The 14501-nt window shown below is 73.5% G+C and carries 11 protein-coding genes; 7 read left to right on the forward strand and 4 right to left on the reverse strand.

What is annotated here, in order from left to right; all coding sequences use genetic code 11:
- Positions 1 to 20 precede the first annotated feature (20 nt).
- The 4 genes from ASG23_RS10650 to ASG23_RS10665 all read left to right on the forward strand — a co-directional run bounded on the left by ASG23_RS10650 (position 21) and on the right by ASG23_RS10665 (position 3804).
- On the forward strand, positions 21 to 914 hold the full coding sequence (locus tag ASG23_RS10650) for a glycosyltransferase family 2 protein (protein ID WP_056024128.1): 894 nt from the start codon (positions 21 to 23) through the stop codon (positions 912 to 914).
- Positions 915 to 989: 75 nt separating this feature from the next.
- A complete protein-coding gene (gene rfbD, locus ASG23_RS10655) occupies positions 990 to 1835 on the forward strand; it encodes a dTDP-4-dehydrorhamnose reductase (protein ID WP_056024632.1) in 846 nt (281 codons plus the stop codon).
- Positions 1835 to 2605: a glycosyltransferase gene (locus ASG23_RS10660; RefSeq protein ID WP_056024130.1), complete on the forward strand. Its 771-nt coding sequence runs from the start codon at positions 1835 to 1837 to the stop codon at positions 2603 to 2605. Before rfbD ends, ASG23_RS10660 begins: the two co-directional genes overlap by 1 nt.
- A gap of 113 nt (positions 2606 to 2718) precedes the next feature.
- Positions 2719 to 3804, forward strand: a complete 1086-nt coding sequence (locus tag ASG23_RS10665; RefSeq protein ID WP_056024133.1) for an NAD-dependent epimerase/dehydratase family protein — start codon at positions 2719 to 2721, stop codon at positions 3802 to 3804.
- A gap of 11 nt (positions 3805 to 3815) precedes the next feature.
- On the opposite strand, the gene ASG23_RS10670 is transcribed toward ASG23_RS10665, so the two are convergent.
- The 4 genes from ASG23_RS10670 to ASG23_RS10685 are packed head-to-tail and all read right to left on the reverse strand — an operon-like array spanning position 3816 to position 8682.
- A complete protein-coding gene (locus tag ASG23_RS10670; protein WP_056024137.1) occupies positions 3816 to 6026 on the reverse strand; it encodes an acyltransferase family protein in 2211 nt (736 codons plus the stop codon).
- The gene (gene rfbA / locus ASG23_RS10675; RefSeq protein ID WP_056024140.1) at positions 6023 to 6892 is read right to left on the reverse strand and encodes a glucose-1-phosphate thymidylyltransferase RfbA; all 870 of its coding nucleotides are present in this window, start codon (positions 6890 to 6892) and stop codon (positions 6023 to 6025) included. Before rfbA ends, ASG23_RS10670 begins: the two co-directional genes overlap by 4 nt.
- Positions 6893 to 6943: 51 nt before the next feature.
- Positions 6944 to 7894: an FkbM family methyltransferase gene (locus ASG23_RS10680; RefSeq protein WP_056024143.1), complete on the reverse strand. Its 951-nt coding sequence runs from the start codon at positions 7892 to 7894 to the stop codon at positions 6944 to 6946.
- Between the two features lie 26 nt (positions 7895 to 7920).
- A complete protein-coding gene (locus ASG23_RS10685) occupies positions 7921 to 8682 on the reverse strand; it encodes a TIGR03089 family protein (RefSeq protein WP_056024146.1) in 762 nt (253 codons plus the stop codon).
- Between the two features lie 224 nt (positions 8683 to 8906).
- On the opposite strand from ASG23_RS10685, the gene ASG23_RS10690 reads away from it, so the two are divergent.
- The 3 genes from ASG23_RS10690 (at position 8907) to ASG23_RS10700 (ending at position 14500) form a co-directional block, all read left to right on the forward strand.
- Positions 8907 to 9236, forward strand: coding sequence for a WhiB family transcriptional regulator (locus ASG23_RS10690; protein ID WP_056024149.1), 330 nt, complete (start codon positions 8907 to 8909; stop codon positions 9234 to 9236).
- A 66-nt stretch (positions 9237 to 9302) separates the two neighbouring features.
- The gene (locus ASG23_RS10695) at positions 9303 to 12842 is read left to right on the forward strand and encodes a glycosyltransferase (protein ID WP_056024152.1); all 3540 of its coding nucleotides are present in this window, start codon (positions 9303 to 9305) and stop codon (positions 12840 to 12842) included.
- A complete protein-coding gene (locus ASG23_RS10700) occupies positions 12839 to 14500 on the forward strand; it encodes a DUF5719 family protein (protein ID WP_056024156.1) in 1662 nt (553 codons plus the stop codon). The genes ASG23_RS10695 and ASG23_RS10700 overlap by 4 nt, the downstream gene beginning before the upstream one ends.
- Position 14501 lies beyond the last annotated feature (1 nt).

Here is a 14501-nt window from a genome sequence, read left to right on the forward strand (position 1 = left end):
CGCCGCAACGGAAGGACACCATGCCGCTCGACATCCTCGTCCCGTTCTGGGGCGACCCCCAGCTCCTGCAGGACGCGATCCGCTCCGTCCAGGCGCAGACCAGCACCGACTGGGTGGTCACGGTCGTCGACGACGCCTACCCGGACGCCTCGGTCGCGGAGTTCTTCGCGTCGCTCGGGGACGCGCGGGTGCGCTACGTCCGCAACGAGACGAACCTCGGCATCACCGACAACTACCGGCGCTGCCTCGAGCTGGCCGAGCACGACCTGCTCGTGTTCCTCGGCTGCGACGACCTGCTGCTGCCGGACTTCGTCGAGGTCGTCCTGGCCGCGCACGCCGCACACCCCGACGCCGCCGTCATCCAGCCCGGCGTGCAGGTGATCGACGAGAACGGGCACGTCGTGCGCACGCTGGTGGACGTCGTCAAGCAGCGCGTGACCATGCCGCGCGGCCAGGGACGCCGGCGCGTGGGTGGCGAGGCGCTCGCGGCCAGCCTGCTGCGCGCCGACTGGATGTACTGGCCGTCGCTCGTGTTCCGCCGTGAGGTCGTCGCGCGGATCGGCTTCCGCGACGGTCTGCCGCTGATCCAGGACCTGGCCATCGTGGTCGACATCATCACGGAGGGCGGGTCCATGGTGATCGAGCCCACGGTCTGCTTCTCCTACCGACGGCACTCGGCCAGCGCCTCGTCGGCGACCCTGCTCGACGGCAAGCGTTTCCGCGGCGAGCGCGAGTACTTCCGCCGCGCCGCCGCCCAGATGGACGCCCGGGGGTGGTCGAAGGCGGCGCGCGCGGCGCGGCTCCACCTCACGTCCCGCCTGCACGCGGTGACGCTCGTGCCCCAGGCGGTCCTGTCCCGGGACGCGGACGGCGCGCGGCAACTGCTCGGTCACGCGTTCGCCCGCGCCGCGTAGGCCGGCGCACCCGCAGGGGACGCACCCGACGCCGCACGGGTAGTGTCGCCGGTCGTCGACGTGAGGGAGAAGGACATGCGCTGGTTGGTCACGGGAGCCCGGGGAATGCTCGGGACGGACCTGGTGGGTCTGCTGACCGCCCGGGGGGACGCGGTGGCGGCACTCGGGCGGGAGTCGCTCGACATCACCTCGCCGGAGTCGATCGCGACCGCAGTCGAGGGGTACGACGTCGTCGTGAACTGCGCCGCCTGGACTGCGGTCGACGACGCCGAGACCCAGGAGGCCGCGGCCTTCGCCGTCAACGCGGGGGGACCGGCCCTCCTGGCACGTGCCGCGCGCGCGGCGGGCGCCCGGGTCGTGCAGGTGTCGACCGACTACGTGTTCGACGGGTCCGCCTCGACGCCGTACCCCGAGGACGCGCCCATCGCGCCCCGGTCGGCGTACGGCCGGACCAAGGCGGCGGGCGAGTGGGCCGTGCGTGCCGAGGCGCCGGACCACCTGATCCTGCGGACGGCGTGGCTCTACGGTGCGGCGGGGGGCTGCTTCCCCCGCACGATCGCCCGCGTCGCCCGGGAGCGCGGGGGACTGGACGTGGTCGACGACCAGGTCGGACAGCCCACCTGGACGGTCGACGTCGCGGACCTGATCCTGCGGCTCGTGGACGCGCAGGCGGCACCGGGGACGTACCACGCCACCTCGTCGGGGCAGACCTCCTGGCACGGGTTCGCCCGTGAGGTCGTGGCCAGCGCGGGGCTCGACCGCGAGATCGTCCGGCCCACGTCGAGCGACGCGTTCGTGCGCCCGGCACCGCGCCCGGCGTTCTCGGTGCTCGGTCACGCGACACTCGACGCGGCGGGCGTCTCCGCGATCGGCCCCTGGGCCGAGCGGTGGGCCGCGGCTGCCGGGTCTGTGCTGGCCTGATGGTCGACGGAGCACCGCCCGCGGGGGCCAGCGGCGACGTCCGCGTGAGCGTCTGCATGGCCACCTACAACGGCGAGGCGTGGGTGGGCGAGCAGGTCGGGTCCGTCCTCGCCCAGCTGGGCGAGCGCGACGAGCTGGTCGTCGTCGACGACGCCTCCACGGACGGGACGGTCGACGTCCTGCGGTCGTTCGACGACCTGCGCATCCGTCTCACGGTGGCCGAGCGCAACCGTGGGTACGTCGCGACGTTCGCGGACGCGCTGGCGCGCTCGCGCGGGACGTACCTGCTGCTCGCCGACCAGGACGACGTGTGGACGCCCGGCCGGCTGGACGTGATGACCGCCGCCCTGGCGGACCACGACGTCGTTGCGGGGAACCTGCGGATCATGGACGGGACCGACCTGACCGGTCCGTTCGGGCAGCAGCCCTGGCGGCTCGACCCCGCGGACTCCCAGCATCATGCCCGCAACGTCCTCGGCATCCTCGCGGGGACGCGGCCGTACTTCGGCTGCGCCATGGGTCTGCGGCGCGCGGTCCTGGAGCGCGCGACGCCCTTCCCGCCCTACCTCACGGAGAGTCACGACCTCTGGTTCGCGCTCTACGGCAACGTCACCGGATCGGTGCAGCACCTCAGCGACGTGCTCGTGCGGCGGCGGCTGCACGAGGGCAACGCCAGCACCCCGCGTCCGCGCGGACCGGGCCAGGTCGTCCGGTCGCGGCTGCTCCTGCTGCGGTGCCTGGTCGAGATCGTGCGGCGGACGCGCCGCTGACGTGGTTCTGACGCGTGTGCAGGTCGGCGGTCGATTCGGGGCCGGAGCGACCGTCGTGAGAGACTCGCTCGGGCTCGCGCGGGCGGGTTCGTGGACCGACGAAACGAGTGAGAGTGACTTCTGCGACGGCGCCCCGGCGCACCTGCCTCGTGACCGGTGGAGCCGGGTTCATCGGCACGGCGGTCTCGACGGCGCTGGCGGACTCGTTCGAGCGTGTCGTGGCGGTGGACAACCTGCACCCGCAGATCCACCCGGACGCGCGCCGGCCCGCTGACCTCGACCCGCGGGTCGAGCTGGTCGTCGGCGACGTGGTGGAGCCCACCGTGTGGGACGGCCTGCTGAGCGACGTCCACCCCGACGTCGTCATCCACCTGGCCGCCGAGACGGGGACCGGGCAGTCGTTGTCCGAGTCCACCCGGCACGCCAGCGTCAACGTCGTCGGGACGACGCAGATGCTCGACGCGTTCACCCGGCACGACGCGCGTCCGCAGCGGATCGTCCTGTCCAGCAGCCGCGCGGTCTACGGCGAAGGTGCGTGGCGGGGTGCCGACGGCGCCGTCTTCTACCCCGAGCAGCGCACCCGCCAGACCCTCGAGGACGGCGCGTGGGACGTCCCGGACGCGTCGCCCGTGGCGATGGAGTCCCGCGTCGTGCAGCCTGCGCCGGTGAGCGTCTACGGCGCCACGAAGCTCGCGCAGGAGCAGATCCTCGGGGTCTGGGCGCGCTCGTTCGGTGTCGAGGCCGTCGTCCTAAGGCTGCAGAACGTCTACGGTCCCGGGCAGTCGCTGTTCAACCCCTACACGGGGATCATGTCGCTCTTCTGCCGCATGGCCGCGGCCGGGCGCTCCATCCCGCTCTACGAGGACGGGGAGGTCCGCCGCGACTTCGTGCTCATCGACGACGTGGCACGCGCCATCCACCTCGGGGCGACCACGGCCACGGCACCGACCTCCCCGATCGACATCGGCTCCGGCGAGTTCCAGACCATCGCCACCGCCGCGGACCTCATCGCGAAGCGCTACGGAGCGCCCGCGCCGCACGTCACCAGCCAGTTCCGTGAGGGCGACGTGCGGCACGCATGGGCGGACGTCACCGCTGCGCAGGACGTGCTCGGGTGGACGCCGCAGTACGACCTGCGCGCCGGCGTCGAGCGGCTCGCCGACTGGATCAACGCGCAGGCGCTCCCGCCGCTCGACTGAGCGCCGGCGGGTCAGCCGACCTGCAGGCCCTCGCGCAGCAGCGGCGCGAGGTAGGTCGCGTAGTTCGCGGTCACGTGGTTGGTGTCGGCCCGGATCACTATGCCGTCCGAGAAGCCCGGGCAGGTTCCCTCGGCGGTGCAGAACCAGCCGTGCGAGTCGACGTACTGCACGTCCAGGCCGTCGGCCCGCGCCGCGTCGACGGCGGCGACCTCGGCGGCGGACGTCCGCTGCCACTGGGCGCTCACCTCCGACAGGCACGCGCTCGGGGGGCTCGAGCGCGTGGCGCACTGGGTGAGGTCCTTGCCGTAGGGCGGCGACGCCAGGACGACCACCCGCGTGCCCGGTCCGGCGACGGCCCGGATCGAGCGCTCGATGCCGGCCGTCCACTCCGCCGACGCCTGGTCAGCCGTGGCACCGCTCGGCAGGTTGTCGACGTACCCCTCCGCGCTGCCGAGCACGACGAGCTCCGGCTGCTGGGCGGCCACCCGCGCGAGCACCCAGTCGAGGTGGGTCTCGCACGCGGGGTACGGGTCGGCGCCGAGCGCGTGCACGGGCGTGGAGGCGGCGGGGCAGCCCCACTTGCCGTAGGAGTCGATGTTCCAGCCGGCCGGCTCCAGGGCAGCGCGCAGCCCCGGGAGCCAGGCGAGCGCCGTCGAGTCGCCGACGAGCGCGGCGGTGCGGGGAGCAGCGGGATCGCCGTAGACGCAGTGCTGCTCGATCGTGTCCCAGTCGTTCGCGCAGGCGAGGTCCTCGAGCTCGGGCGCCTTCGACTGGGGGAGTGCGTCGATCGCCGGGGTGAGCGCCGGCCAGGCGGTTGCCGCCACGGCGAGCTGGAGCTGCTCGGTCACGTGGGCGGCGGCGTCCGAGTCGGTGCTCAGCGTGGTAGCGGGCGTCTGCGCCACCGCGGGCGGTGTCGCCTGGGCGTCGCGGATCGTCGACTGGACTGCCAGCGTGCCCGCGACGGCGACGGCGACCGCGAGGGCACCGACGCCGACGAGCCGCCACTGGGTGCGAGGACGCTGCTGGGCGGGGCGCTCGTCGGGACGGGCGGAGCGCCGCTCGAGCCAGCGCGAGTGCCGGATCGGTTCCTCGACGAGGTGGAACGTGAGGACGGACAGGCCCAGCGCGAGGAGCACCGCGATCGCGCGGTACAGCTTGCGGTCCACCGAGAGGAACGTGACGAGCAGGATGATCGCGGGCCAGTGCCACAGGTAGAGCGAGTACGAGATCCGGCCCAGGTAGCGCGAGAGGGGGTTGGTGAGCGGCGTGAGCGTGGAGCGCTCGAGGGTGCCGGTGCCGGCCGCGATCACCGCGACGGTGCCGAGGATCGGCAGGAGGCCCATCGGGGCGGGGAAGCCGGTCCCGGCGTGCACGAAGAGCGCCGACACGACGATGGTCAGCAGCCCACCCCAGCCGAGGACGAGCCGCGCGATCCGCGGCAGGCCGGTCAGCCTGGTGGCGACGAGGGCGAGCGCGGCTCCCGCGAGCAGCTCCCACGCGCGCGTGAACGTCGAGAAGTACGCCGCGGTCGTCGCGACGGTGGACTGGTGCACGGACCACGCGAACGTCGCCACGAGCAGGACGGCGACCACGACGGAGCCGATCAGCGCCGAGCGCGAACGGCGTACGCGCGCGAGCAGGAGCAGCGCGACGAGCAGCAGCCACGGCCACACGAAGTAGAACTGCTCCTCCACGGCCAGGGACCAGTAGTGCTGCAGAGGGCTCGGGGCGCTGGACTGCCCGAAGTAGTCGGTCCCGACGATCAGGAAGCGCCAGTTCGCCGAGAACAGCAGGGCCCAGACGCCGTCGACCGCGATCTCGTGCGCCCGGGCGCTGAAGTAGAGCACGCTGCTCACGGCGACCGTCACGGCCAGCACGACGGTGGACACCGGCAGGATGCGCCGGATCCGCCGCCGGTAGAACCCGACGAAGGAGATGTGGCCCGTCCGCCGGAACTCCTTGTACAGCAGGCCCGTGATGAGGAACCCGGAGATCACGAAGAAGACGTCGACCCCGATGAATCCGCCCACCGGCCAGCCGAGCGCGTGGTCGAGGATGACGAGCCCGACGGCGAGCGCCCGCAGGCCTTCGATGTCGCTGCGGAAGCCGGGGTTGGCCGCGGTACGACGTGCGCGGCGCGGCGCCACGGGCGCCGTGGCTGCGGCAGGCTCGTCGCGTGCGCCCGGGACGGGCGCGAGGGGCGCCTCCGGGCCGGCTGTCACGTGTCGGACTCCACGAGGCTGAGCAGGTAGGCGCCGTAGCCCGACTTGGTGAGCGCCTGCGCCCGCTCGCGCAGCTCGTCGTCGCTCAGGAAACCGCGGCGCCAGGCGACCTCCTCGGGGCTGCCGACCTTGAGACCCTGTCGGTGCTCGATCGTGCGGACGTAGTCGGACGCCTCGAGCAGGGAGTCGAACGTGCCGGTGTCCAGCCAGGCCGTGCCGCGGGGGAGCACCTCTACCTGGAGGCGACCCTTCTCCAGGTACACCCGGTTGACGTCGGTGATCTCGTACTCGCCGCGGGCCGAGGGCTTCAGGTCCCGGGCGATCGCCACCACGTCGTTGTCGTAGAAGTACAGACCCGGCACCGCGAAGTTGCTGCGGGGGTGGGCGGGCTTCTCCTCGAGCGACAGCGCGCGACCGTTCGCGTCGAACTCGACGACGCCGTACGACGTGGGGTCCGACACGCGGTAGGCGAAGACGGCTCCACCGTCGATCGACTCGAAGCGCTGGAGCTTCGAACCGAGACCGGGGCCGTAGAAGATGTTGTCGCCGAGCACGAGTGCGGCGCGCTCGCTGCCGATGAACCCCGCGCCGAGGACGAACGCCTGCGCGAGCCCGTTGGGCTCAGCCTGGACCGCGTACGAGATCGAGATGCCGAACTGCGACCCGTCGCCGAGGAGCCGCGTGAACTGGTCGGCGTCGTGGGGCGTGGTGATCACCAGCACGTCGCGGATGCCCGCGAGGATCAGCGTCGAGAGCGGGTAGTAGATCATCGGCTTGTCGTACACCGGGACGAGCTGCTTGCTCACGCCGAGGGTGATGGGGTGCAGTCGGGTACCGGAGCCGCCGGCCAAGATGATTCCACGCATGGTGCACTAGTGTGCCGCATGCCGACCGCGGGCCGTGCATCGCGCGTGCGGTCAGAGCCGAGTCACGATGAGGCCTGCCTCACGTGCGCACGCGAGGAAGTCCTCGAGATGCTCGGGCGGGACGAAGGCGTGGTTCCACGCGAGCTCATGGAACCGCAGGTCATCACCGACGACCGCCTCGTACTGACTGAGCCGGACGTCCACGAGCGAGGCGTCGTCGAGGATCGACCGCAGTGCCGCGAAGTCGGCGTCGGGCAGGATCTCCACGAACGTCACCGGCCGGGTCGCCCGGACGAGGTCGAGCGCTCCGGCCAGCACGTGGTGCTCGGCGCCCTCGACGTCCACCTTGATCACCGTGACGTGCGGGCTTCCCGCTCTCTGCCAGTAGTCGTCCAGCGTGACGGCCGGGACGGCGACGGGCGTGCTCCCCGCCCGGAACGACGCGTCGGTGGAGCAGCTGGTCTCAACCGCACCGGACGGTGGCGGCACGAACAGGTCGATCGTCCCGGCGACGTCGGTCACGGCCGCTTCCACGACGCGGACGTGCCGGCCTCTCCGGTTGAGCCGGAGGTTCTCGCGCAAGAGTGCCGCGATGGGTGGGTAGGCCTCGAAGGCGTGCACTTGTGTCCCGGGGACGCTGGCGGCGACGAGCGCGTACACACCGGTGTTGGCGCCCACGTCGAAGACGGTCCCGTGCCGATGACGCAGCGCACCGAGGAACAGGTCGGGGAGAGGTCGCTCGTAGCCCCACCAGCCAGCCTGGCGGAACGCCTCGACGCACTGGTCGGAGCCCTGGCGTCGCATCGCCTTGATGCGCGTTGTGCGCCAGGCGCGAGGTGCGGGCGGGACCCGGACCGCGACGATCTCGCCGTGACCTACGATCCGGTCGGCGCGGTCTGCGAGGGTGTGGGCCCCGAGAATCTCAAGCGCCTGGACAGGAGCACGTGTGCGGCCGAGCACGTCGGCGGCGGCGCTGCGCAGCGAGGTTCGGACGGCCGTCACAGAGCGAACATAGACCGTGCCCTGCCTCACCGGAAGGACGGCGGTCCGCCCACGACGTCGAGGGTGTCCGCGGTGATCCGCTCGCTGGAGACCATTCGTTCGCGGCGGGGCTGGTCCGTGCGCAGGAGCCGCGACGACTCGCCCGACACCACCACGGCAGAGCCGTCGTGGACCAGGACGGTCAGGACGTCGCCCAGGAGGTCGGCCAGGCCTCGCGCGTCGACGCCGAGCAGCACACGATCGCGCTCCGGGCAGCCGCTGCGCGCGAGCGTGGCGAGGAGCGCGGCGTGGGCGACGAGCTGCCCGTCGTCGTCCAGGGCGATGGCCAGGGGGTCGAGGGGGGGGGCCCACCCGAACCCGTCGCCGTAGGTCATGACCGCCGTCGCCGCGTCGAGCGTGCCCGCCGGGAGCTCACCGGCGTACGTCCGGGCGAGAGCCGGCAGGGACACCGCCACGGTGTCGCGCGCGCCGACGTGCTGTGCGGGCCGGTCGGTCACGACGACGTCGACAGGGGAGGCCTCGCCGAGCACGACGCACGCGCCGACGCGCCAGGTCGCGACCGCCCAGACAACGGTTCGCCAGTGCCCGGGGAGGTCTAGGTGGACGCGTGTGGCTGGCCCGGCGTCGAACTCCTCGACGAGGAGGTTGGCCGTCTTGTTTACCCAGTTCTCCAACACGGCACCAGACAACTCGACGCGCTCGCCACCATCGCCGTACCAGGTGATCCGAGGCCGCCCGGGCTCGCGGGTCAGAAGGCGGAGCAGGTCGGCGATCGTCGTAACGGGCACGGCCCCACCCTAGATCGACACGCCCGGATCACCCGTCTGGGGCAAGTTCACCCCACCAAAATCGGACAGTTACCACGTCTCGGCTTGACCAACGCGAACGACACGCGTGTAATTCCTTAGAACGGATTCATCAGCGAGCACCACCCGCGGCCCTTGCTAGAGCGTCGCACGTCGAGCCTTGGAACGAGCAGTTGAACCAGGACGAAAACCGCACGGAGGCACGCATGTGGAACCTGCTCGACAACGACGAGATTTTCCCGTCCGACGCACGGAAGAGTGCGCAGGCGCACGCTTCCAACGTCCTGCCGATCTTCGGTGCCCTCGAGGACGAGGGCCCGATGGGGTGGCAGGAGCGCGCGCTGTGCGCGCAGACCGACCCTGAGGCGTTCTTCCCGGAGAAGGGCGGCTCGACGCGAGAGGCCAAGAAGGTGTGCACAGGTTGCGACGTGCGCTCCGAGTGCCTCGACTACGCCCTGCAGAATGATGAGCGTTTCGGCATCTGGGGCGGCCTCTCCGAGCGGGAGCGGCGCAAGCTGAAGCGGCGTGTCGTCTGACGGCCTGCGCCGGGTGGGAGTGTCGAGCGCGGGCCTCGTCCCGCGCGACGGCATGATGTTCCGAGCATGACTGACACCCTCCTGCCGGTGGACCTGCTCACCGCGACCTCTCCGACACCGGTGACGACGCCGGTGTGCGCGGTCGTCGTCACGCGCGGCAGGACCCCGTACCTCGCTGCCACCGTCGCGGCCCTCGCGGCCCAGACACGTCGGCCGGTGCGGGTGCTGCTCGTCGATGTCTCCGACACGGGCGACGAGGTCGTCGAGCACGTCCTGCACAGTGCGTTCACCGCTGCCGGCGGCACCTCGATGCCCGCGTTGCGGGTGGTGCGCACGCCCGGCGCGCGGACCTTCGGGCATGCCGTCCGCCGCGCCCTCGAAGCCGACGACGGGCTTGCGACCACCTGGCTCTGGCTGCTGCACGACGACAGTGCGCCCGCCCCGTCCGCCCTCGCCGAGCTGGTGCGCGCGGTGAGTCATGCCCCGTCGGTCGCGGTGGCCGGTGTCAAGCAGCGCACGTGGACCGATCCGGAGCGGTTGCTCGAGGTCGGAGTGCGCTCGTCCCGGTCCGGCCGACGGATGACGGACGTGGAGCCGGGTGAGCTCGACCAGGGCCAGCACGACGGTCGTGAGGACGTCCTCGGCGTCGGGATCGCCGGCGCGCTCGTCCGGCGGGACGTCTGGACCGACCTCGACGGCACGGACCCGCTCCTTGGTCCCTTCGGTGACGGGTTCGACCTGTCCCGGCGGGCGCGGCTGGCCGGGCACCGGGTGATCGTCGTCCCGTCGGCGGTGGTCCGGCACGCGCAGGCCGGGTACCTCGGCCTGCGCTCGGACGCGATCGAACCCGGCAGCCGACCCGTCGACCGGGACGGGGACGGGGAGGACGACCGGGCCGACCCTCGTCGGTCGTTCGCCGCCCGCCGTCGGGCGCTGGTGCACAGCCGGCTGGTCTCGGCGCCGCTGCCGCTGGTGCCTCTCGTCGCGCTCGCTGCGTTGCTCGGCGCCGTCCTGCGCTTCTTCGGCCAGCTCGCGGCCAAGCAGCCGGGCCTGGCGGTCGACGAGGTTCGGGCCGCGCTCGTCGCGCTGTGCCGACCGGACGGTGTCGTCCGCTCCCGACTCCATGCCACCCGCAGCCGTCGCCTGCCGCGCCGCGCGCTGCGACCGCTGCAGGCCGGCTGGCGCGACGTCTGGTCCCAAGCGCGGGACCGCCGACTCGCGCGGGCCGAGGCCCGCCGGGTCACGCAGGCGCCGAGCGAGCTCGAGCTACGCGAGCTGGCCGCGATCGCGACCCGGCGCCGCGTCGCGCTGGCCGTGGTCGTGACCCTCCTCGTCGCTGTGGCCGGGGTCGGGCTGGGACCGCTCGTCGCCTCGGTGTCCGGGGGTGCGAGTCTCGTGGGTGCTGCGCTGCTGCCCAGCGCGGCAGGGGTCGGCGAGCTGTGGTCCGCGGCGACGTCCGGCTGGGTCGTCGCCGACGGGTTGGGAGGCCCGGGGCCGGCCGATGCGCTGCTCTCTGCGCTGACTGTCCCGACCGTGCTGGCCGGCGGCTCGTCGTCAACGGCCGTGGCGCTGCTCTTGCTCGGGTCGGTCGTGCTGGCAGGCCTGGGTGCCTGGGCCGCTGCTGGTGCCGCGACGCGGTCGGTCGGCGTGCGCGTGTGGGCGGCGATCGTCTGGGCGGGTGCGCCCGCGCTGCTCCTGGCGCTCAGCGACGGTCGGCTCGGCGCAGTCGTCGCTCATGTCGCACTGCCGTGGGTCGCCCTCGGCCTCGTCCGGGCGGTCGGCGCTCAGCGGGTTGACCAGGTCCTGTCGGGCGTGGCGACCGCGCGGCGTGCCGAGGACGACATCGACCAAGCCGACACCGAGACGCCGGTCCGCGGTACGCCGACGGTTCCGACCCCCCGGGTCTCCGGCGACGCCCCAGCAACGACCAGCACGGACCCGGTCGTGCCGGAGCGCGTCGGTGCAGCAGACCCCACCGGGTCCATCGCCGCGGCGGCCGCCGCGTCGATCGCCTTCGCGTTCACGGTCGCCGGTGCGCCTGGCCTGCTGGTCCCCGGCCTGCTCGCGCTGTGCATCGTGGCGCTGTGCGCCCCGCGGCGTCGCGGGCGTCTGCTCCTCGTGGCCGTGCCGGCGCTCGTCCTGCTCGGTCCCACGCTCGTCGAGGCGGTCGGGCGTGGTCTGGCGGGCTGGCGGCTGCTCGTCACCGACCCCGGTCTGCCGAGCGCGTCGCCCGCTGCCGACCCGCTGAGCCGGCTGCTGGGCGTGCCGACGGACCCGTCGTCGCTCGTTCCCGAGTCCGTGCCGGCCACGATCGCCGCGGCCTGGCCGCTCGCGCTCGGTGCGCTCGTCCTGGTCCTGGCAGTGCTGGCGCTCCTCCGCGGCGCGCCGGTCGCCCCGGCGGTGCGCGGTGCCTGGCTCGTCGCGGTTCTCGGCGTGGCGACCGCGACGGTCGTCGTCGCGATCCCGGTCGCGGTCTCGGACGGGACGGTCGCGTACGGATGGGCCGGTCCGCCGCTCTCGCTGGCCGGCGTCGGGCTGCTCGCTGCGGCGGTCCTCGGTGCTGACCGCCTGCGCGAGCGCCTCGCGGCCTACACGTTCGGGTGGCGGCAGCCGGTCGTCGTGCTCCTGACCGTCGTGGCGGTCGTGGTGCCCGCGGTCTGGATCGGCTCGTGGACGTGGCAGGCGCGCAGCGGTGACGCCGTCGCCCTGCGCGCGGTCGAGCGTGCGATCGTGCCGGCGGTCGGCCAGCAGGCGCAGGCCTCAGCGCTCTCGTCCCGCGTGCTCGCGGTGAGCATCGAGCCGACCGACAACCCGGGTGCCGGCGGGTCGACGGTGACATGGCAGTTGATGCGCGCCGACGGCCCGCAGCTGGTGGACCAGGCGGCAGCGGAGACGACTCGGACCTTGGAGGGTGACCTTCTCGAGCCGGACGTGACGGCCGACGACGCCGCGACGCGCGAGGTCGACGAGCTCGTGGCACGTCTGGCGTCCGCGGCCACGGGTGACGTCGCGGGTGAGCTGGCCGCGCTCGCCGTGGCGGACGTCGTCGTGCCGCCGCTGCCTGACGACCTCGCGGGTGTCCCGCCGCAGGTGGCCGAAGCACAGCGCGAGGAGCTCGTGAGCAGGCTCGACTCGACGGCCGGGCTCGAGCGCGTGACGCAGAACGCGACCGGGACCTTGTGGCGGGTGCAGGCGACGACGTCCCTCGACGCGACTGCGGGGAGCGTCGCACCGACGGTCGTCCCCGCCTGGGCCCGGACCCTGCCGGCGACCTCCGAGGTCACCGACCCGGCCGCCGCGGCGGTGGCTGTGCCGTCGGCGGACCGGACGGTCGACACTGTGGTACCCGCCGGCGACGCGGACCGGCTGCTCGTGCTGGCGGAGCGTGGGGATGCGCACTGGCACGCCTCGCTCGACGGCCGGTCGCTGCGGTCGGTGGACGGCGGGTGGCGGCAGACGTTCGCTCTCGGTGCCGGCTCCGGAGAGCTCGTCGTCCGGTACGACGACCCGGACCGCGGTCTCTGGCTCTGGCTGCAGGGGCTCGTCGCGCTGGTCACGATCCTCCTGGCGGTGCCGGTGCGCCGTCGTCGGGGGGTGCGCACATGAGCGCCGCAAGCACGACCGGGGCGCGTCCGGTCCCGACGCGCGCGCAGGTGTGGCTCGGACGTGCCGCCCGTGCCGTGTCCGGGCTGGCCGTCCTCGGGCTGACCGTCGTCGTGGTCGTCGCCGGTGCCCGTGCCCCCGCAGAGGGCCCGAGCAGCGTCGCGACGACGGTGGTGCCCGTCCCGCCGACCGCGTCGACGCTCGTCTGCGCCGGCCCGCTGATCCAGCCTGACGACACCGGCCGGGGCGACTCCGCGTTCGACCCGACCCCGGTGGAGCCCGTCACGACCCTCACCGTGGTGACATCGGTTCCGGACCGGGACGGCAGCTCCGCCGGGACCGTGGCCCCGCTCGACCGGTCGGCGGTGACCGCGACACTGGCCCCCGGGGGCACCGCGACGGTCGTCCCAGACGTGACGGGGCCGCAGGTGGTCCGTGCGGAGCCGGGGACCGCGCCGGCTCGGGTTGCTGCGGCGAGCGCCGGGCTCGTCACCGCCGGTGACCTGCGGGGCCTGGCGGCCGCGTCGTGCCAGCAGCCCACCGCCGATGCCTGGCTGCTCGGCGGCGCCACCGACCTGTCGAGCACCGCGCAGCTGGTGCTGAGCAACGCCGGCTCGACACCGGCCGAGGTCACCCTGGCCGTCTGGGGCCCGTCCGGTCCGGCAGACCTCACCGGTGAACGGTTCCTGGTGGCGCCTGGCGCGCAGCACGTCGTCGTCCTCGGTGGCATCGCCCCCGAGCAGCGGCGGCTGGCCCTGCACGTCTCCGCTACGGGTGGGCGGGTCGGCGTGCACGTGCAGGACTCCGCGATCGACGGCTTCACCCCGGCGGGCACCGAGCTGGTGGTCCCCGGGGCGGCACCTGCCCGGCGCCAGGTGGTCCCCGGGCTCGCGGTGGTCGACTCCACGGTGGGTGACCTGTCCGCCCCGGCGCTTCGGCTCCTCGCGCCGGGGGACACCGGGACGACCGCGCAGGTCACGTTGCTCGGACCCACGGGCGTCACCGAGCTGCCGGGGGCCGCATCGGTCGCGCTGGTGCCGGGGGAGGTGACGGACGTGCCGCTGGGTGGTCTCCCGGCCGGTGCCTACACGGCGGTCGTCGACGCCGACCAGCCCGTGCTGGCTTCCGCAGTACTGACTCGCCCCGGCTCCGTCGGTGAGCTGGACGACGTGCCGAGCGTCGAGCGAGCGTGGGCGGCATCGACCGCGGTGGGCCGCAGCGGCGTCGTCGCGGTTCCCGCAGGCACCCGCGGGACGCTCGTCGCGGGAGCCGTCGCGGCACGCACGGACGTGATGCCGGGCCGGGCTGCGGCAGCGACCCTGAGGTTTCTCGGCGCCGACGGCTCCGTGCTGGCCGAGCGCCGGCTGCGGCTGGACGCCGGCACGACCGGGTCGTGGTCCGTCGACGAGCTCGCCACCGGGACCGGTGACGTCGTGGTCGCCGAACCCGGCTCCTCGACCGCAAGCCCGTCAGCCCCGGCGGGCGTCGTCGGTGTGGACCTGGTGACCGACGAGGACTCCGAGGTGGCGCTCGCCTGGGCGCTGGTCGCCGAGGTCGACCGGCCGGACGGCGTCCTGGTCTCGGTGCTCGACCCGGTGCCGGTGCCACGCACCACCCCGGACGTCGCCGTCCGGGAGGACCCGCGGCTCGGCACCCGCTGAC

This window comes from Cellulomonas sp. Leaf395, from assembly GCF_001424125.1.
Taxonomy (GTDB): Bacteria; Actinomycetota; Actinomycetes; order Actinomycetales; family Cellulomonadaceae; genus Cellulomonas.

Coding starts and splice junctions, on each gene's coding strand:
- ASG23_RS10660 (WP_056024130.1), top strand. CDS start 1,835: ATGGTCGACGGAGCACCGCCCGCGGGGGCCAGCGGCGACGTCCGCGTG.
- ASG23_RS10700 (WP_056024156.1), top strand. CDS start 12,839: ATGAGCGCCGCAAGCACGACCGGGGCGCGTCCGGTCCCGACGCGCGCG.
- ASG23_RS10695 (WP_056024152.1), top strand. CDS start 9,303: ATGACTGACACCCTCCTGCCGGTGGACCTGCTCACCGCGACCTCTCCG.
- ASG23_RS10690 (WP_056024149.1), top strand. CDS start 8,907: ATGTGGAACCTGCTCGACAACGACGAGATTTTCCCGTCCGACGCACGG.
- ASG23_RS10650 (WP_056024128.1), top strand. CDS start 21: ATGCCGCTCGACATCCTCGTCCCGTTCTGGGGCGACCCCCAGCTCCTG.
- rfbA (WP_056024140.1), bottom strand. CDS start 6,892: ATGCGTGGAATCATCTTGGCCGGCGGCTCCGGTACCCGACTGCACCCC.
- rfbD (WP_056024632.1), top strand. CDS start 990: ATGCGCTGGTTGGTCACGGGAGCCCGGGGAATGCTCGGGACGGACCTG.